The organism is Agromyces mediolanus (genome assembly GCF_044917495.1).
In the GTDB taxonomy this organism is placed as follows: domain Bacteria; phylum Actinomycetota; class Actinomycetes; order Actinomycetales; family Microbacteriaceae; genus Agromyces; species Agromyces mediolanus_B.
Genome location: NZ_JAVSSI010000006.1, coordinates 71,731 through 88,835 on the forward strand (window position 1 = coordinate 71,731; position 17,105 = coordinate 88,835).

17 protein-coding genes are annotated in these 17,105 nt (G+C 73.3%); 6 read left to right on the forward strand and 11 right to left on the reverse strand.

What is annotated here, in order from left to right:
* Window positions 1-49 precede the first annotated feature (49 nt).
* The 6 genes from ROT00_RS10460 to ROT00_RS10485 are packed head-to-tail and all read right to left on the reverse strand — an operon-like array spanning window position 50 to window position 7,016.
* Complete coding sequence (locus ROT00_RS10460) at window positions 50-877, reverse strand: HpcH/HpaI aldolase/citrate lyase family protein (protein WP_404774635.1); 828 nt, start codon at window positions 875-877, stop codon at window positions 50-52.
* Entirely contained in the window at window positions 874-1,404 is a 531-nt protein-coding gene (locus tag ROT00_RS10465; protein WP_404774636.1) for a MaoC family dehydratase, read from the reverse strand. Before ROT00_RS10465 ends, ROT00_RS10460 begins: the two co-directional genes overlap by 4 nt.
* A gap of 17 nt (window positions 1,405-1,421) precedes the next feature.
* Window positions 1,422-2,588, reverse strand: coding sequence for an acyl-CoA dehydrogenase family protein (locus tag ROT00_RS10470; protein WP_404774637.1), 1,167 nt, complete (start codon window positions 2,586-2,588; stop codon window positions 1,422-1,424).
* A complete protein-coding gene (locus ROT00_RS10475) occupies window positions 2,573-4,657 on the reverse strand; it encodes an acetyl/propionyl/methylcrotonyl-CoA carboxylase subunit alpha (protein ID WP_404774639.1) in 2,085 nt (694 codons plus the stop codon). Before ROT00_RS10475 ends, ROT00_RS10470 begins: the two co-directional genes overlap by 16 nt.
* Before the next feature lie 5 nt (window positions 4,658-4,662).
* Window positions 4,663-6,270 (reverse strand): carboxyl transferase domain-containing protein, encoded by a 1,608-nt coding sequence (locus ROT00_RS10480; protein WP_404774640.1) that lies wholly within the window; start codon window positions 6,268-6,270, stop codon window positions 4,663-4,665.
* Window positions 6,271-6,317: 47 nt separating this feature from the next.
* Complete coding sequence (locus tag ROT00_RS10485; RefSeq protein ID WP_404774641.1) at window positions 6,318-7,016, reverse strand: TetR/AcrR family transcriptional regulator; 699 nt, start codon at window positions 7,014-7,016, stop codon at window positions 6,318-6,320.
* 85 nt (window positions 7,017-7,101) lie between these two features.
* Between ROT00_RS10485 and ROT00_RS10490 the strand changes: the two genes are divergently transcribed.
* The 3 genes from ROT00_RS10490 to ROT00_RS10500 all read left to right on the forward strand — a co-directional run bounded on the left by ROT00_RS10490 (window position 7,102) and on the right by ROT00_RS10500 (window position 8,971).
* Window positions 7,102-7,815, forward strand: coding sequence for an MBL fold metallo-hydrolase (locus tag ROT00_RS10490; RefSeq protein ID WP_404774643.1), 714 nt, complete (start codon window positions 7,102-7,104; stop codon window positions 7,813-7,815).
* A gap of 86 nt (window positions 7,816-7,901) precedes the next feature.
* Window positions 7,902-8,513 carry a TetR/AcrR family transcriptional regulator gene (locus tag ROT00_RS10495; protein ID WP_404774644.1) on the forward strand — a complete coding sequence of 204 codons (612 nt, stop codon included), beginning with the start codon at window positions 7,902-7,904 and terminating at the stop codon, window positions 8,511-8,513.
* Window positions 8,492-8,971, forward strand: coding sequence for a GNAT family N-acetyltransferase (locus ROT00_RS10500; protein WP_404774646.1), 480 nt, complete (start codon window positions 8,492-8,494; stop codon window positions 8,969-8,971). The genes ROT00_RS10495 and ROT00_RS10500 overlap by 22 nt, the downstream gene beginning before the upstream one ends.
* A 33-nt stretch (window positions 8,972-9,004) precedes the next feature.
* Here the strand turns inward: ROT00_RS10500 and ROT00_RS10505 are convergent, their stop codons facing one another.
* From ROT00_RS10505 to pdhA, 4 genes are all read right to left on the reverse strand, one after another.
* Window positions 9,005-9,295 carry a 4a-hydroxytetrahydrobiopterin dehydratase gene (locus ROT00_RS10505; protein WP_404774648.1) on the reverse strand — a complete coding sequence of 97 codons (291 nt, stop codon included), beginning with the start codon at window positions 9,293-9,295 and terminating at the stop codon, window positions 9,005-9,007.
* 85 nt (window positions 9,296-9,380) lie between these two features.
* Window positions 9,381-10,757 (reverse strand): dihydrolipoamide acetyltransferase family protein, encoded by a 1,377-nt coding sequence (locus ROT00_RS10510; protein WP_404774650.1) that lies wholly within the window; start codon window positions 10,755-10,757, stop codon window positions 9,381-9,383.
* Window positions 10,754-11,764 (reverse strand): alpha-ketoacid dehydrogenase subunit beta, encoded by a 1,011-nt coding sequence (locus ROT00_RS10515; RefSeq protein WP_404774651.1) that lies wholly within the window; start codon window positions 11,762-11,764, stop codon window positions 10,754-10,756. The genes ROT00_RS10510 and ROT00_RS10515 overlap by 4 nt, the downstream gene beginning before the upstream one ends.
* Window positions 11,761-12,915 carry a pyruvate dehydrogenase (acetyl-transferring) E1 component subunit alpha gene (gene pdhA / locus ROT00_RS10520; protein ID WP_404774653.1) on the reverse strand — a complete coding sequence of 385 codons (1,155 nt, stop codon included), beginning with the start codon at window positions 12,913-12,915 and terminating at the stop codon, window positions 11,761-11,763. Before pdhA ends, ROT00_RS10515 begins: the two co-directional genes overlap by 4 nt.
* Window positions 12,916-13,079: 164 nt before the next feature.
* On the opposite strand from pdhA, the gene ROT00_RS10525 reads away from it, so the two are divergent.
* The 3 genes from ROT00_RS10525 (at window position 13,080) to ROT00_RS10535 (ending at window position 14,567) form a co-directional block, all read left to right on the forward strand.
* The gene (locus tag ROT00_RS10525) at window positions 13,080-13,538 is read left to right on the forward strand and encodes an Lrp/AsnC family transcriptional regulator (RefSeq protein ID WP_404774655.1); all 459 of its coding nucleotides are present in this window, start codon (window positions 13,080-13,082) and stop codon (window positions 13,536-13,538) included.
* Window positions 13,539-13,698: 160 nt separating this feature from the next.
* On the forward strand, window positions 13,699-14,352 hold the full coding sequence (locus ROT00_RS10530; protein ID WP_404774657.1) for an ArsR/SmtB family transcription factor: 654 nt from the start codon (window positions 13,699-13,701) through the stop codon (window positions 14,350-14,352).
* Between the two features lie 2 nt (window positions 14,353-14,354).
* Window positions 14,355-14,567, forward strand: coding sequence for a hypothetical protein (locus ROT00_RS10535; RefSeq protein ID WP_404774659.1), 213 nt, complete (start codon window positions 14,355-14,357; stop codon window positions 14,565-14,567).
* Between the two features lie 127 nt (window positions 14,568-14,694).
* On the opposite strand, the gene ROT00_RS10540 is transcribed toward ROT00_RS10535, so the two are convergent.
* Entirely contained in the window at window positions 14,695-16,980 is a 2,286-nt protein-coding gene (locus ROT00_RS10540) for a polyribonucleotide nucleotidyltransferase (protein WP_404774661.1), read from the reverse strand.
* Window positions 16,981-17,105: the final 125 nt, after the last annotated feature.

Genomic DNA, 17,105 nt, shown 5'->3' on the forward strand with positions numbered 1-17,105 from the left:
CGAGCGTACGGGGCGGGGATACCACTCGACGTGAATGCGCGCCGAAGCGTTACCGAATCGTTGGCGAACCTCCCGCGCGGCGCACGACGGCCTCCGCCTGCCGGAGGAGCGGGGCATCCACCATCGCACCGTCGAAGGCGAACACACCGGGCTCCCCGGCCGCCGCGGCGAGCACCTCGCGGGCCCGCGCGAGCGTCCCCGGATCCGGTCGGTATGCCGCGCGGACGACATCGACCTGCCGCGGATGCACGCAGGCCGTCGCCTCGAATCCGAGCGCGACCGCGTCCTCCGCCTCCGCCCGGAGCCCCGCCTCGTCGTCGAGGTCGAGGTGCACGGCGTCGACGGCGGCGACGCCGTGCGCGGCCGCCGCGAGGCGCACCTGGGACCTGGCGTGCCTCGCGACGTCGCGGTACCGCCCGTCGGGGAACCTGCTCGAGGTGCCACCGAGCGAGGCGAGCAGGTCCTCCGCACCCCACATCAGCGCGATGACGGGCGCGAGCGCCGCCAGTTCGCCCGCCGCGAGCACCCCGCGGGCGGTCTCGCAGAGCGCGATCACCTCGAGCTCGCCGAGCCCGACGAGATCCGCGGTGCCCTCGCACTTCGCGAGCATGACGGTGCGGTAAGCGGTCTGCCGGAGCGCCTCGAGATCGGCCGCGAGCTCGCCGCTCGAGGCCGGGTTCAGCCGGACGACGACCCGTTCGGGATCGATGGGGTGCTCGACGAGCGACCGCCGCGCCGCCGGCTTCGACGCGGGCGCGACGGCGTCCTCGAGGTCGAGGATGACGGCATCGGACCGCTCCAGCGCCTTCCGGTAGCGGTCGGGCCGGTCGGCCGGGCAGAAGAGGAGGGCCGGGCCGAATCGGAATCCGGCGCTCACGATCCCGCCCCGCCCAGCGCGGCCCGCTCCCCCGCCTCCCGCGTCCACACCAGCATGCTCCGCGTGCAGCGGGCCACGACGACGCCGTCCTGGTTCCGTGCGACGTGCCGGAGCGTGACGACGCCCTCGCCCGGGCGCGAGGACGACAGGCGCTTCGCCTCGACCGTGCTCTCGCCCGAGAGCGTGTCGCCGACGAAGACCGGCGCCGGGAACGCGATCTCCCCGAACCCGAGATTCGCCACGAGCGTCCCGAGCGTCAGCTGCGCGACCGACTGCCCCACGAGCGTCGACAGCGTGAACATCGAGTTCACGAGCACCCGCCCGAACGGCTGCGTCGCGGCGAACGCCCGATCGAGGTGCAGCGGCTGCGGGTTCATCGTGAGCGTCGTGAACAGCACGTTGTCCGCCTCGGTCACGGTGCGACCCGGGCGGTGCACGTAGCGCACCCCCTCCTCGAACTCCTCGAACCACAGCCCGCGCTGCACGACCTCGCGCATCGCGGCCGGTCCGGTCCCGGCATCCGTCATGGCGGTCTCCTCGCCGCTCAGGCCACGAGCCCGAGCTCCCTCGTGATGATCATCAGCTGCACCTCGGTGGTCCCCTCGCCGATCTCGAGGATCTTCGAGTCGCGGTAGTGGCGGGCGACCGGGTTCTCGTTCATGAAGCCGTAGCCGCCGAAGATCTGCGTCGCGTCCCGCGCGTTGTCCATCGCCGCCTCCCCGCACACCATCTTCGCGATCGACGCCTCCATCTTGAAGGGCAGGCCGGCATCCATCTTGCGTGCGGCGTCGTGCCAGGCGAGCCGCGCCTGGTGCACCCGGGCCTGCATCTTCGCGATCTTGAACGCGATGTGCTGGTTCCGCCCGATCTCGTGACCGAACACCACCCGGCGCTTCGCGTACCGCACGGCCTCCTCGAGGCAGCCCTGGGCGGCGCCCGTCGCGAGCGCGGCGAAGGCGATGCGGCCCTCGTCGAGCCGCTGCAGGAAGTTCGCGTAGCCGCGCCCCCGTTCGCCGAGGAGGTTGCCGGCGGGCACCCGCACGTCCCGGAGCGTCAGCGGGTGGGTGTCGCTCGTGTGCCAGCCGACCTTGTCGTAGCCCTCCTCGACCGTGAAGCCGGGGGTGCCGTTCGGCACGATGATGCAGCTGAGCTCCTTCTTCACCGTGCCGTCCGGCAGCTCTCGCTCACCGGTGACCGCGGTGATCGTGACGAGCTTCGTGATCGGCGTGCCCGAGTTCGTGATGAACTGCTTCGAGCCGTTGATCACCCACTCGTCGCCGTCGAGCACGGCGGTCGTCTGCGTCGCCCCCGCGTCGGATCCCGCGCTCGCCTCGGTGAGCCCGAAGCCGGCGAGCGCCCGGCCGGCGATGAGATCGGGCAGGAACTCGGCGTGCTGCTCGGGCGTGCCGTTGCGGTAGATCGGCATGACGCCGAGTCCGACGCCCGCCTCGAGCGTCACGCCGATCGACTGGTCGACGCGGCCGAGCGCCTCGACCGCGAGGCAGAGCTGGAAGTACGACTTGCCGAGTCCGCCCACCGATTCGGGGAACGGCAGGGCGAAGAGGCCGAGTTCGCCCATCTGGGCGATGATCTCGAGCGGGAGTCGGCGCTTCGTGTCGTACTCGTACGCGGCCGGCGCGACGACGGTGTCGGCGAAGTCCTTGACCCGGTCGAAGAGCGCCTGCTCCTCGTCGCTCAACTGGTAGTCCACTGCGGTGCTCCTTGCTCGTCGGTGGTCGTGGCCGTCTGGGCCGTGGGGTCGGCGCCGCCGGAGTCGGCGGGGCCGGATGCTGCGGAGTCGGATGCCTTGGCGTCGGATGCCTCGGAGACGGCCGCCTCGGGGCCGTCGTGGCCCGGCTCCTCGTGCGGCTCGACCCGGGCGACGAGCTGGTCGCGGGACACCTGCGCCCCCAGCTCGACGGAGAGGCGCACGACGCCCGCCAGCGGGGCGGTCACGCGGTGCTCCATCTTCATCGCCTCGATCGCGAGGATCGGGGCGCCCGCGTCGACCGCGTCGCCGTCCGTGACGAGCACGCTCGTGACCGTGCCGGGCATCGGCGCCCGGAGCACCGGGTCGGCGGCTCCCCCGCGTTCGGCGGCGGCGAGCCGGAGCTCGAGGGCCGCGCGGCGGTCCGTCGGCACGATGCGCTGCGCCCGGCCGTCCGCGTGCACCCAGACCGCACCGTCCGGGGCGCGCACCGCGAGCGGGCCGGCGGTATCCGGAGCGGCGGCCGGGCCGGGGGCCGGGGCGGCTGCGTCGCGGCCGCCGCGGGCGATCCGCCAGCCCCGCTCCCGCTGCCAGGCGTGCGCGTCCGGACCGGCATCCGCCAGCGCCTCGGACTCCGCGAGCTCGACGGCCGCGGCGAGCGCGGCCGGACTCGGCGGCGCGGCGGCGGGCGCGGGCCGTTCGTCGATGAGCCCGGTGTGCAGTCGGCCGGCGCGCACCTCCGGGTCGTCGAGCAGCGCGGCGAGGTACTCGAGGTTCGTCTCGACGCCGAGCACCACGGCCTCGTCGATCGCGGCTCGCAGCCGGGCGAGGGCGGTCGGGCGGTCGGGCCCCCAGGCGACGAGCTTCGCGAGCATGGGGTCGTAGTGGGCGGTGATCTCCTGCCCGGTGCGCAGACCGGCATCGACGCGGACGCCGTCCCCGGTCGGCGGGTGCCACGCGAGCACGGGCCCGGTCGAGGGCAGGAAGCCGTCGGCCGGCCGTTCGGCGTAGAGCCGGGCCTCGATGGCGTGCCCGTCGAGCCGGAGCCCGGCCTGCTCGAGCGCGAGGGGCTCCCCCGCGGCGATCCGCAGCTGCTGCTCGACGAGATCGACCCCGGTCACGAGCTCCGTCACCGGATGCTCGACCTGGAGCCTCGTGTTCATCTCGATGAAGAAGAACTCGCCGGGGGCGGCATCCGAGACCAGGAACTCGACGGTGCCGGCGCCGCGGTAGTCCACGCTCCGCGCCGCCTCGCAGGCGGCACGGCCGATGCGTTCGCGCGTCCGCTCGTCGATGAGCACCGACGGCGCCTCCTCGATCACCTTCTGGTGGCGGCGCTGCAGCGAGCACTCGCGCTCGCCGAGGTGCACGACGGCGCCGTGGGCATCCGCGAGCACCTGGACCTCGATGTGGCGCGGCCGTTCGATGAAGCGCTCGAGGAGCAGCGTGTCGTCGCCGAACGCCGCGGCCGCGACGCGACGCGCGGCGGGCAGCGCCTCGGCGAGTTCGCGGCGGTCGCGGGCGAGCTGCATGCCCTTGCCGCCGCCGCCGGCGGAGGGCTTCACGAGGATCGGATACCCCACCGACTCGGCGGCGTCGAGGAGCGCGTCGTCGTCGAGCGACGGGTCGGCGACGCCGGGAACGACCGGCACGCCGTTCGCGGCGACGTGCTGCTTCGCCCGGATCTTGTCGCCCATGACGTCGAGCGCCCGCTCCCCGGGGCCGATGAAGACGAGGCCCGCGTCGGCGCAGGCGCGCGCGAAGCCCGCGTGCTCGGAGAGGAAGCCGTAGCCCGGGTGCACGGCCTCGGCGCCGCTCTCGACCGCGGCGCGCACGAGGCGCTCGGGGTCGAGGTAGCTGTCCGCGGCGGGCGCGGGGCCGATCCGCACGGCGCGGTCGGCGAGGGCGACGTGCGGGGCGTCGCGGTCGGCGTCGGAGTACACGGCGACGGCGTCGATGCCGAGCCGCTGCAGGGTGCGGATGACGCGCACGGCGATCTCGCCGCGGTTGGCGACGAGCACCCGGTCGAAGGGGCGCAGGCCCGCGGGGCGTCGGAGCTGCTGATCGGTCATCGCGGTCACATCCTGAACAGGCCGAAGCGGGGTTCGGGCAGCGGCGTGCGGCTTGCGAGCTCGAGCGCGAGGGCGAGCACGGTGCGGGTGTCGCCCGGCTCGATGATGCCGTCGTCCCAGAGCCGCGCGGTCGAGTGGTACGGGCTGCCCTGCTCCTCGTACTGCGCCCGGATCGGGGCGCGGAAGGCCGCCTCCTCGGCCTCGGGCCAGTCCTCGCCGCGCGCGGCGAGCTGGTCGCGCTTCACGGTGGCGAGGACGGAGGAGGCCTGCTCCCCGCCCATCACGGAGATGCGGGCGTTCGGCCACATCCAGAGGAAGCGGGGCGAGTAGGCGCGCCCGCACATCGAGTAGTTGCCGGCGCCGAACGAGCCGCCGATGACGACCGTGAACTTCGGCACGCGGGTCGTGGCGACCGCGGTGACCATCTTCGCGCCGTCCTTCGCGATGCCGCCGGCCTCGGCATCGCGCCCGACCATGAAGCCGGAGATGTTCTGCAGGAAGACGAGGGGGATGCCGCGCTGGTCGCAGAGCTCGATGAAGTGCGCCCCCTTCAGCGCCGACTCGCTGAAGAGCACCCCGTTGTTCGCGACGATGCCGATCGGGTGCCCGTCGAGGTGGGCGAAGCCGGTGACGAGCGTGTCGCCGTACTCGTGCTTGAACTCGGCGAACTCGCTGCCGTCGACGAGCCTCGCGATGACCTCGCGCACGTCGTAGGGCTGCTGCACGTCGACGGGCACCGCCGCGGTGAGGCCGGCGGGGTCGACGAGCGGCGGCCGCGGCGCGCGCACCGTCCAGGCGCGCTCGGCGGGCGGGGCCAGGGTCGCGACCATGTCGCGGACGAGTTCGAGGGCGTGCTCGTCGTCCTCGGCGAGGTGGTCGACGACGCCGGAGGCGCGGGCGTGCAGCTCGCCGCCGCCGAGCTCCTCGGGCGTGACGACCTCGCCGATGGCGGCTTTCACGAGCGGCGGTCCGCCGAGGAAGATCGTGCCCTGCTCGCGGACGATGACCGTCTCGTCGCTCATCGCGGGCACGTAGGCGCCGCCCGCGGTGCAGGAGCCGAGCACGGCGGCGAGCTGCGGGATGCCGCGGGCGGACATCGTCGCCTGGTTGTAGAAGATGCGGCCGAAGTGCTCCCGGTCGGGGAACACCTCGTCCTGCATCGGCAGGAAGGCGCCGCCGGAGTCGACGAGGGAGATGCAGGGCAGGCGGTGCTCGAGGGCGACCTCCTGGGCGCGGAGGTGCTTCTTCACCGTCATCGGGTAGTACGTGCCGCCCTTCACGGTTGCGTCGTTGCAGACGACCATCACCGGGCGACCGTGCACGAGGCCGATGCCTGTGATGAGTCCGGCGCCCGGCGAGTCGTCGCCGTAGAGGCCGTCGGCGGCGAGCGGCGCGAGCTCGAGGAAGGGGCTGCGCTCGTCGAGGAGGCGCTCCACCCGCGCACGGGGCAACAGCTTGCCTCGCGCGACATGGCGCTCGCGGGACGCCTCGGGACCGCCGAGGGCCGCGCGCGCGAGCCGTTCGCGCAGCTCGGTCGCGAGCGCGGCGTGGGCCGCGGCGTTCGCGGTCGCACGCGCGGATGCCGGGTCGATCGATGTCGCCAGGGTGGCCATGTCCGCCTCTCCGTCGTGGCGTGCGCGGACACTTCGGTTAATGCCCGCTAACTCGATCTGATGTTAGTGGGGATTAACTGAGACGGCAAGGCCGACGCGCTCAGTCTCCCAGCGGGGACCGAGGACCCGGCCGGTCGCGCGGGCGCCGCGAGGGCCGCGGCGAGCGCACGCGCGCCGAACTCGAACGCCTCGTCGAGCCCGTCACCGAGCCGGAAGGCGCCGGCGAGCTCCATCGACACGAAGCCGTGCACCCAGGCGGTGAGCGTTCGCGCCGCGTCGAGCGCGCGCTCCTGCCCGGCCAGCTCGACGGCGACGGCGAGGACGGGCCCGGCGGCGCTGCCGAGGACGTCGGCCGGCACCGCGGCCGTCTCGGAGGGCGGCGCGAACACGAGGCGGTATGCGCCCGGGCGCGCTCGGGCGAAGCGGCGGACCGCCCCGGCCAGCGCGAGCACCCGCTCGGCGGGGGGCGCGACCGGGGCCTCCCCGGCGGCGTCGGATGCGTCGGCGATCCCCGCCCCGCCGCCGACGCTCGCCGCCATCGCCTCGCGGAGCGCGTCCGCGGCGGCGATCGCGACCCGGCGCAGCAGCTCGTCGCGGCCCCCGACGCGCTTGTAGAGGGACGGCGCGCGCACGCCGACCTCGGCGGCGACGGCCTGCATGGTCAGCGCGTCGAGGCCGCCCCGCTCGAGGAGCGCGCTCGCGGCGCGGACGATCTCGGTCTCCGAGGTGCGGCTGGGCGTCGGCATACGGATCTCCTCACTCCGGCCGAGCACTGGAGCGACCCGGCATAGCTATTGACAGTAGCCATCATAGCTACATATCGTAGCCTTCATGGAACTCCGCCCCGGACTGCACCGCATCGGCAACGACCTCGTCGCCTGCTATCTCATCGCCGACGACACCGGCGCGCTCCTCGTCGACGCCGGCATCCCCGGGCAGTGGCCGGAACTCCTGGCCGAACTCGACGCGCTCGGCCTCACCCCGGCCGACATCCGGGGCGTCGTGCTCACCCACGGCGACTCCGACCACCTCGGCTTCGCCGAGCGGCTGCGCCGCGACCACGGCGTCCCCGTCGCCGTGCACGCCGACGACGCGGAGCGGGCCCTCGGCGGACCGAAGCCGAAGACCGGCCGCGAGCGATTCCGGCTCGGTGCGACGGCGCGCTTCCTCTGGTTCACCCTGCGCCGCGGCGGGCTCCGCACCGAGCACCCCCGCGAGGTCGAGCGCATCGAAGCGGGCACCGCGCTGCCGCTGCCCGGCCGACCCGAGATCATCGCGATGCCGGGCCACTCCCCCGGCAGCATCGCCGTGCACGTGCCGTCGCTCGACGCCGTCTTCGTGGGCGACGCGCTCACGACGCGGAACGTCCTCACCGGCGCCGAGGGCCCCGCCCCGGCGCCCTTCACCGACGACCCGCCCGCTGCGCTCGCGGCGCTCGATCGGATCGCCGGCCTCGGTGCCGCCTGGGTGCTCCCGGGGCACGGCGCCCCCTGGCACGGCGACGTCGCCGAGGCCGTGCGCCGCATCCGCGCCATCGCCGACTGAGCGCCCGGCCGCGACCCCGGGTTGACCGGCCGAGCACCGCCCGGTTAACCTGCACTCACTGAATCCCCCGAGGACGCGGAGCGCGCATGACGAGTGGCACTGAAGTCGAGGCGCCCACCCAGCGGAGCCTCCGCAAGGCCGACCGACGCGCCGCGATCCTCGACGCCGCGGCCGCCCTGTTCGCGGCGCGCGGTTACGCGGGCGTCACCCTCGACGAACTCGGTGCCGCGGTCGGCATCTCGGGCCCCGCCCTCTACCGGCACTTCCCCGGCAAAGGCGCGGTGCTCGCCGCCATCCTCGTCGACGCGAGCCGCGCGCTGCTCGACGGCGCCGAACGCGTGCTCGCCGGCGACCCGGAGCCCGAGCCGGCGCTCCGCGCCCTCGTCCGCTTCCACGTCGAATTCTCCGTCGGCGACGCCGACGTGATCGCCGTCCAGGAGCGTGAGGTCACCCAGCTCGACCCCGCCGCGCGGCACGAGATGCGCACCCTCCAGCGCAGGTACGTCGAACACTGGGTCGGCGTGCTCGAACGACTCCGGCCGGACCTGGCCGAAGAGGAGCTCAGGGTCAGGGCACACGCCGCCTTCGGCCTCATGAACTCCACTCCCCACAGCGCCCGCACCCCTGGGCGCCGACCCGCCGCGACCACCATCCGCGGCATTCTGGAGGAAATGACATGGGCGAGCCTCATGTCGTGACGCTGCGCCCCACCCGCGCCGCCGATCTCGACGCACTGTTCCGCTTCCACCACCACGAGGCCGCCGTCCGCCAGGCCGCCTTCGCGCCGGACGACCTCGATCGCCCCGCCTTCGACGCCGACTGGGCGCGCCGCCTCGCGGACCCCGAACTGACCGCCAGGACCGTGCGTGCCGACGGCCGCATCGTCGGCGACGTCGAAGTCCGGCGCGAGCACGGGATCGCCGTCCTCGACTCCTGGATCGACCCCGATCACTGGGGCCGGGGCATCGCCACCCGCGCCCTCCGGCTGCTCCTCGACGGGCTGCCCGGACGCCCCGTCCGCGCCCGGGTGGCCGCCGACAACCGCGGCTCCCGCGCCGTGCTCGCGAAGCTCGGCTTCGCGGAGGTCGGCCGCGAGCTCGCGTTCGCGCCGGCACGCGGCGGCGAGACCGAACGCCTCGTCTACGAGCTCGACTGAGCCCGAGCCCGGCACGCGGCGGCGTGCGCCCGGCTACTCGGTCGCGAGCGCGTGGATGCGCTGCGCGAGCGCCACGTCGCGCCGGGTCACCCCGCCGACGTCGTGCGAGCGCAGCTCGAAGGTGATCGAGCCCCAGCGCACGTGCACGTCCGGGTGATGGCCGAGCTCGTCGGCGACGACGGCGACCCGGTCGAGGAAGCGCACCCCGGAGGTGAAGCCGCCGGTCTCGTAACTCGCGACCAGGTGGTCGACGGCGTGCTCGAACGGCGTACCGGCGAGGGCGTCGGCGGTGTCCTCGGCGAGGAGCAGCGTGCGGTCGTCCATCCCGGCCTCCGTCCCGGTCCGCCCGAGCGGTCCGTCGGGGCGAGGCTACGCCGCGGGGGACGGCGCCGCCATCCCCCGCGGCGGCTCACATCGTGAGCGCGAGGCCGGGCTCGTGCAGCAGCCGCCCGATGTCGCCGAGGAAGCGCGAGCCCTGCGCGCCGTCCACGAGCCGGTGGTCGAAGGAGAGCGAGAGCGTCATCACCTCGCGGAGCGCGATCTCGCCGCGGTACTCCCACGGCTGACGCCGCACCTGCCCCATCGCGAGGATCGCCGCCTCGCCCGGGTTCAGGATCGGCGTGCCCGCATCGATGCCGAACACCCCGATGTTCGTGATCGAGATCGTTCCGCCCGAGAGCTCGGCCGGACTCGTGCGACCGGCGCGCGCCGTCTCCGCGAGGGCGACGATGGCGTCGGCGAGCTCGACGAGCGGCATCCGGTCGGCCGCCGGGATCACGGGCACGACGAGGCCGCGCTCCGTGGCCGCGGCGATGCCGAGGTTCACCCCGCCGAACTGCACGATCTCCTGCTGCTCCTCGTCCCAGCGGGCGTTCACCTCCGGGGTGCGCGCGGCGGCGAGGCAGAGCGCCTTCGCGACCACGGCGAGCGGGGTGACGCGGTGGCCGGCGAAGGCCCGGTCCTCGCGGATGCCGCGGAGGAGCTCCATCGTCGCGGTGACGTCGACCGTCAGGAACTCGGTGACGTGCGGCGCGGTGAACGCGCTGCGCACCATCGCCGCCGCGGTGTGCTTGCGGACCCCGCGGATCGGGATGCGCGTCTCGGCGGGCCGCTCCCCCGCGGCCGGGCGGGGCGCGCTCGGAGCGGTGGCGGGCGCCCGCTCGGCGCTCGCGGCGCGCTCGACGTCGTCGCGCGTGATCAGCCCCCGCTCGCCCGAGCCCTCGATCGTCTCGAGGTCGATGCCGAGTTCGCGCGCGAGCCGGCGGACGGGCGGGGTGGAGCGCGGCCGGTCGCCGCGCCGCGAGGATTCGACGACGGCGCTGACGGCGGATGCCCCGCCGCCGACGGACTCGGCGCCGGCCGCAGGAGCAGCTCCGGCCCGGGACGCGGCGCGCTGGCGGCGGCGCGGACCGCGATCGGCCGCGGCACCGTAGCCGACGAGCGTCGGCTCCCGCTCCGGCTCCCCCGACGGATCGACGTCGGCATCCGCATCGCCCGGGGCATCCGTCCCGCCTGCGGCGCTCTCGCCGGCCGGGCCGCCCTCGCCCGTCTCGCAGGAGAACAGCGGCGCGCCCACCTCGATGGTCTGGCCGGGCTCGGCGTGCAGCGCGGTGATCACGCCCGCGAACGGCGAGGGCAGCTCGACCACGGCCTTCGCCGTCTCGACGTCGGCGACGATCTGGTTGAGCTCGATCCGGTCGCCGACCGCGACCCGCCACGCGACGAGCTCGGACTCCGTCAGCCCCTCGCCGAGATCGGGCAGCGCGAACGCGCGCACCCCGCTCACGCCTCGACCCCCGAGAGCGAGTTGGCGCGGCCGAGCACGCGGTCGACGCCGTCGAGGATGCGGTCGAGGTCGGGCAGATGGTGCTGCTCGAGCTTCGCCGGCGGATAGGGGACGTCGTGCCCCGTGACCCGGACCGGCGCGTGCTCGAGGTACTCGAAGCAGCGCTCGGTGAGGCTCGCCGCGATCTCCGCCCCGACACCGCCCTGCTGCCCCGCCTCGTGGGCGATCACGAGGCGTCCGGTGCGCCGCACCGAGGCCTCGAGCGTGGGGTAGTCGACCGGCGCGAGCGAGCGGAGGTCGACGACCTCGATCGAGACGCCGTCCTCGGCCGCGGCGGTCGCCGCGTCGCGCGCCGTCTGCACGAGGGCGCCGTACGTGACGAGCGTGACGTCGTCGCCCGGGGTCACGACGGTCGCGATCCCCATCGGCTTCGCGTCGGCGAGGCGCGCCGCCTCGTCGACCTCGCCCTTCGCGTGATAGCGCCGCTTCGGCTCGAAGAAGAGCACGGGATCGTCGCTCGCGATCGCCTGCTGGATCATGACGTGCGCGTCGGCCGGGTTCGAGCACACGACGACGCGGAGACCGGCGGTGTGCGCGAAGTAGGCCTCGGGCGATTCGGAGTGGTGCTCCGCCGCCCCGATGCCGCCGCCGAACGGCACCCGGATCGTGATCGGCACCTTCACCGTCCCTCGCGAGCGGAAGTGCAGCTTCGCCACCTGGGCGACGATCTGGTCGAAGCCGGGGTAGATGAAGCCGTCGAACTGGATCTCGACGACCGGACGGAAGCCGCGGTACGCGAGCCCCACCGCGGTGCCGATGAGCCCCGCCTCGGAGAGCGGCGAGTCGACGACGCGATCGGCGCCGAACTCGGCCTGCAGCCCGTCGGTGATGCGGAACACCCCGCCGAGCGTGCCGATGTCCTCGCCCATGAGGACGACCCGGTCGTCGGCGGCGAGCGCCGCGCGCAGACCCCGGTTCAGCGCCTTGCCGAGGGTGAGCGTGGTCATCGTGCACCTCCGTCGGCCGACGCGTCCGCGGCATCCGCCGGGTCCGCTTCGAAGAGCGCGAGGTAGCGGGCGTAGTGGTCCCGCTGGCGCTCGACGTGGGTGTTCGGCTCCGCGTAGACGTGGTCGAAGACGCTGAGCGCGGGCGGGTCGGCGAGGGCGAGGCAGGCGGCGCGCAGCTCGGCGGCGGCGCGATCGGCCGCCTCCGCCGTCTCGCGCTCGAGCCCGGCCGTGTCGACGCCGAGGCCGTCGAGGAGCGCCAGCACGCGCGCGATCGGGTCGCGCTCCCGCCACGCCGCGAGCTCCGCCTCGTCGCGGTACCGGCCCGGGTCGTCGGCCGTCGTGTGCGGACCCATGCGGTAGGTCACCGCCTCGATGAGGCTCGGCCCGTCGCCGCGTCGCGCTCGTTCGAGGGCCATCCTGGTCACGGCGAGCACCGCGAGGACGTCGTTGCCGTCGACGCGGATGCCGGGCATCGCGAAGCCGTCGGCGCGGCGGGCGAGCTCCTGGCGCGACTGAAGGCCGACGGGCTCGGAGATCGCCCACTGGTTGTTCTGGCAGAAGAAGACGACCGGCGCCTGGAAGCTCGAGGCGAAGACGAAGGCCTCGCTGACGTCGCCCTCGCTCGTCGCCCCGTCGCCGAAGTAGGCGATGGCCGCGGCGTCGGAGCGGTCCCAGCGGAGGCCCATCGCATAGCCGGTCGCGTGCAGCGCCTGCGCGCCGATGATGATCTGCGGTACGGCGACGCGGTGGGCGGCCGGGTCCCAGCCGGACGAGGCGGTGCCGCGCCACGTGGTCACGAGCCCCTCCGGGGCCACGCCGCGCGCCCAGGCGACGGCGAGCTCGCGGTAGCTCGTGAAGGCGTAGTCGTCGTCGCGCAGGGCGCGGATGGAGCCGATCTGGGCGGCCTCCTGTCCCGCGAGCGGCGGCCACAGGCCGAGCTCGCCCTGGCGCTGCAGCGCGACGCCCTCGGCGTCGAGCCGGCGGACGATCACCATGTCGCGGTAGAGCCGGCCGAGCGCCGCGGCGTCGATGTCGGCGACCCACGGGTCGAACTCCGCATCGTGCCGCCTCGTGCCCGACTCGTCGACGAGCTGCACGAAGGACTCGGGCCTCGTCAAGAGCCCGGTCGCGTCCCGGTCGGAAAGGGTCATCGTCGATCCTCCTGTTCGGCGGAGCGCGTCCCGCGCGCTCCGGCTCCGGCCACCTCGCCGGATGCCCCGAGCGTACGTCTGCAGGTCACACAGCTCAAGCATCGACCGAATGCTTGAGCATGTTGCCAAGCAGGTGGCGGATGCCTCTCGCTAGACTGCGCAGCATGACCACTCTCGACCAGCTCGACCGGGCCCTGCTCGCGGCGCTCGCGGCCGACCACCGCGCGACCGTGGTCGCCCTCGCCGAGCGACTCGGCCTGAGTCGCAACACGGTGCAGGCCCGGCTCGCCAGACTCGAGGCGTCCGGGGCCTTCGCCTCCTTCGAGCGCGCGATCGACCCGGCGCCGCTCGGCTATCCGCTCGAGGCCTTCGTCGCCGTGCACGTCCGGCAGAAGCGGCTGAGCGAGGTCGTCGAGCGCATCGCGGAGATCCCCGAGGTGCTGCAGGCGCACGGACTCTCCGGCTCCGTCGACCTCCTGGTGCGCGTCGTCTGCCGCGACGCGCACGACCTCTTCCGCATCGACGGCGAGATCCTCGCGATCGACGGCGTCGAACGCACCGAGACGTCGCTCTCGATGGGCGAGCTCATCCCCTATCGGCTCGGGCCGCTGCTCGAACGCTGAGCCGAGCCGGGGACGAGCGCAGCGATCGGCTCCGCCCTGGGAGCTGGAGTGCCGGCACGGCCCGGCACAGGCAGAGAGCACGCTGCAAACATTTCCTTGCAAACACATGCTTGCAAACAAATGCTTGCAAAGTTTTCTTTGCAATGCTATCTTTGCACCCATGAGCGAGACGACCCCGAACCACATCGAGGCGCAGCCGAGCAGCACCCGCCATCCCGGCATCGACCACGTGCTGTCGACGACGGCGCTGAAGTCCCTCGGGCATCCGCTGCGCATCCGCATCTACGACGAGCTGTCGTCCTACGGCCCACTCACCGCGAGCGGTCTCGGCGAACGGCTGGGCGAGTCGAGCGGCTCCACGAGCTACCACCTGCGCCAGCTCGAGCGCGCCGGGCTCGTCCGGGAGGACACGAGCCGCGGCACCGGCCGCGAACGCTGGTGGGAGCGTACGCCGGGCTCGGTCGCCGTCCCCGACCCGCAGGACCTGCCCCCGGGCAGCGCCGAGCGGCTCGCGGCGAAGCTCGTCGAGGACGAGTGGCTCACGATCCGCGACCGCAACTACCGCGACTTCGTCTCGGACGGCCCGCACGTCTTCGGCAAGGAATGGCTCGAGGTCGCGACGAGCGACACGGTGAACCTCCGCTTGACCGTCGAGCAGCTCGCCGAGCTCGTCGCCGAGATCGACGCCGTCTTCCAGAAGTTCGGCGAGCGCTACAAGCGCACGCCCACGCCGGGCTCCATGCCCGTGCAGATCCACCTCAACGCCTTCCCGCTCGTGCGCGGCGAGGCCACCGAAGACACTCGGAAGGAGTGATCATGACCACCGCCACCCTCTCCCCCGGCGCCGGCCGGCTCGCCGGCCTCGCCGTCCGCAGCGGACTCGGCCTCGCGAGCTGGGGTCTCCGCCGCGCACGCCGACGCACCGATCGCGAGCAGCTGCTGAGCCGGGCGGAGTCGGCCGCCGCCGCCCGGCGCGCCCTCGCCGAACGCGAGGAGCTGTTCCGCAGCGCCGGCTACCTGCCCCTCTGAGCCGCGCCGGCCCTGCCATCGCGCCGGCAGCCGCGCCGCCGCCGCGCCGCTCGCCCCGCCGCAGAACGACGGATGCCCCGCCCCGAACGAATCGGGCGGGGCATCCGCGTGTCAGGCGGGAACCGGATCAGGCGATCTCGGCGCCCTCGGCCGGCGCGTCGGTGTGCTCGCCCGTGGCGGCACGACCCTCGACGTCGGCGTCCTCCTGCAGGACCGGGGCGAGCGAGAGCTTTCCGCGGTCGTCGATCTTCGTGATCTCGACGAGGAGCTTCTGGCCGACGCCCAGCACGTCCTCGACGTTCTCGACGCGCTTGCCGCCCGCGAGCTTGCGCACCTCGGAGATGTGCAGCAGGCCGTCCTTGCCCGGCAGCAGCGACACGAAGGCGCCGAAGGTGGCGATCTTCACGACGGTGCCGAGGAACTGCTCGCCGACCTCCGGGTTGGTGGGGTTCGCGATCGCGTTCACCTGGGCGCGGGCCGCCTCGGCCGAGGGGCCGTCGGTGGCGCCGATGTAGACGGTGCCGTCCTCCTCGATGGAGATGTCGGCGCCGGTCTCGTCCTGGATCGCGTTGATCGTCTTGCCCTTCGGGCCGATCAGCTCGCCGATCTTGTCGACCGGGATCTGCACGCTGATGACGCGCGGCGCGGTCGGGGCCATCTCGTCCGGGCCGTCGATCGCCGCGTTCAGCACCGCGAGGATCGTGGTGCGGGCGTCCTTGGCCTGGGTCAGCGCGCCGGCGAGCACCGAGGCGGGGATGCCGTCGAGCTTCGTGTCGAGCTGGATGGCCGTGACGAACTCGCTCGTGCCGGCGACCTTGAAGTCCATGTCGCCGAGCGCGTCCTCGGCCCCGAGGATGTCGGTGAGGGCCGCGTAGCGGGTCTCACCGTCGACCGTGTCGGAGATGAGGCCCATCGCGATGCCGGCGACGGGAGCGCGGAGCGGCACACCGGCGTTCAGCAGCGAGAGGGTCGAGGCGCAGACGGAGCCCATCGACGTCGAGCCGTTGGAGCCGAGCGCCTCGGACACCTGGCGGATCGCGTAGGGGAACTCCTCGCGCGTCGGCAGCACCGGCACGAGGGCGCGCTCGGCGAGTGCGCCGTGCCCGATCTCGCGACGCTTCGGCGACCCGACGCGGCCGGTCTCACCGGTCGAGTAGGGCGGGAAGTTGTAGTTGTGCATGTAGCGCTTCTTGGTGACCGGGCTCAGCGAGTCGATCTGCTGCTCGAGCTTCAGCATGTTCAGCGTGGTGACGCCCAGGATCTGGGTCTCGCCGCGCTGGAAGATGGCCGAGCCGTGCACGCGGGGCACGACCTGCACCTCGGCGTCGAGCGGGCGGATGTCGGCGAGGCCGCGGCCGTCGATGCGGACGCCCTCCTCGAGCACGCGCGTGCGCATGACCTTCTTGGTGACCGACTTGTAGGCCGCGGAGACCTCGGCGTTGGCCGACTCGGGCAGCTCGCCCGCCTCGACCTTGGCCGCGATGTGCTCCTTGACGCGCGCCTTCAGGGCGTCGTCGGCGTCCTGACGCTCGACCTTGCCGGCGATCTTGTAGACGTCCTTGAGCTCGGCGCTCGCGAACTCCTCGACGGCCGCCTTGACCTCGGCCTGGTAGGGCGGGAAGGTCGGGTAGTCGGCGGTGGGCTTCGCGGCGGTCTTCGCAACCTGCTGCTGCGCCTCGACGAGCTGCTTGATGAAGGGCTTCGAGGCCTCGATGCCCTGCGCGATGACCTCTTCGCTCGGCTTGACGGCGCCGGCCTGGATGAGGTTCCACGCGTTGTCGGTGGCCTCGGCCTCGATCATCATGATCGCGACGTCCTGCGAGCCGTTGTCCTCGGTCACGACGCGACCGGCGACGACCATGCTGAACACGGCGTCCTCGAGCTGCGAGTGCTTCGGGAAGGCGACCCACTGGCCGTCGATGAGCGCGACGCGGACGCCCGCGACCGGGCCCGAGAACGGCAGGCCGGACAGCTGCGTCGAGAGCGACGCGGCGTTGATCGCGAGCACGTCGTAGAGCTCGTCGGGCTCGATGGCGAGGACGGTCACGACGACCTGGACCTCGTTGCGCAGCCCCTCGACGAAGGAGGGACGGAGCGGACGGTCGATGAGGCGGCAGGTGAGGATCGCCTCGGTCGAGGGACGGCCCTCACGGCGGAAGAACGAGCCGGGGATGCGGCCCGCGGCGTACATGCGCTCCTCGACGTCGATCGTGAGCGGGAAGAAGTCGAAGTGATCCTTCGGCTGCTTCGAGACGGACGTCGCCGAGAGCAGCATAGTCTCTTCGTCGATGTAGGCGACGGCCGAGCCCTGCGCCTGCTGGGCGAGGCGGCCGGTCTCGAAGCGGATGGTGCGGGTGCCGAACTTGCCGTTGTCGATGACGGTCTCGGCGAACGTGATTTCAGGACCTTCCAAGAGGTCTCTCTCCTTTGTTTCCCGTCGCACCCCGTGTGGGCACGACTGCATACGAAGGAGCAGGAACAGGCAATACGAATCGCATCAGGACGATGCGCTCACGCTGGCCACCAGTAGAAGTCCAC

What these genes read in the sequence shown, in the direction of transcription:
- ROT00_RS10465 (WP_404774636.1), bottom strand. Translation starts at nt 1,404, where the DNA reads ATGACGGATGCCGGGACCGGACCGGCCGCGATGCGCGAGGTCGTGCAG.
- ROT00_RS10500 (WP_404774646.1), top strand. Translation starts at nt 8,492, where the DNA reads ATGGGCGAGCCTCATGTCGTGACGCTGCGCCCCACCCGCGCCGCCGAT.
- ROT00_RS10535 (WP_404774659.1), top strand. Translation starts at nt 14,355, where the DNA reads ATGACCACCGCCACCCTCTCCCCCGGCGCCGGCCGGCTCGCCGGCCTC.
- ROT00_RS10475 (WP_404774639.1), bottom strand. Translation starts at nt 4,657, where the DNA reads ATGACCGATCAGCAGCTCCGACGCCCCGCGGGCCTGCGCCCCTTCGAC.
- ROT00_RS10530 (WP_404774657.1), top strand. Translation starts at nt 13,699, where the DNA reads ATGAGCGAGACGACCCCGAACCACATCGAGGCGCAGCCGAGCAGCACC.
- ROT00_RS10505 (WP_404774648.1), bottom strand. Translation starts at nt 9,295, where the DNA reads ATGGACGACCGCACGCTGCTCCTCGCCGAGGACACCGCCGACGCCCTC.
- ROT00_RS10495 (WP_404774644.1), top strand. Translation starts at nt 7,902, where the DNA reads ATGACGAGTGGCACTGAAGTCGAGGCGCCCACCCAGCGGAGCCTCCGC.
- ROT00_RS10515 (WP_404774651.1), bottom strand. Translation starts at nt 11,764, where the DNA reads ATGACCACGCTCACCCTCGGCAAGGCGCTGAACCGGGGTCTGCGCGCG.
- ROT00_RS10485 (WP_404774641.1), bottom strand. Translation starts at nt 7,016, where the DNA reads ATGCCGACGCCCAGCCGCACCTCGGAGACCGAGATCGTCCGCGCCGCG.
- ROT00_RS10490 (WP_404774643.1), top strand. Translation starts at nt 7,102, where the DNA reads ATGGAACTCCGCCCCGGACTGCACCGCATCGGCAACGACCTCGTCGCC.
- ROT00_RS10525 (WP_404774655.1), top strand. Translation starts at nt 13,080, where the DNA reads ATGACCACTCTCGACCAGCTCGACCGGGCCCTGCTCGCGGCGCTCGCG.
- pdhA (WP_404774653.1), bottom strand. Translation starts at nt 12,915, where the DNA reads ATGACCCTTTCCGACCGGGACGCGACCGGGCTCTTGACGAGGCCCGAG.
- ROT00_RS10480 (WP_404774640.1), bottom strand. Translation starts at nt 6,270, where the DNA reads ATGGCCACCCTGGCGACATCGATCGACCCGGCATCCGCGCGTGCGACC.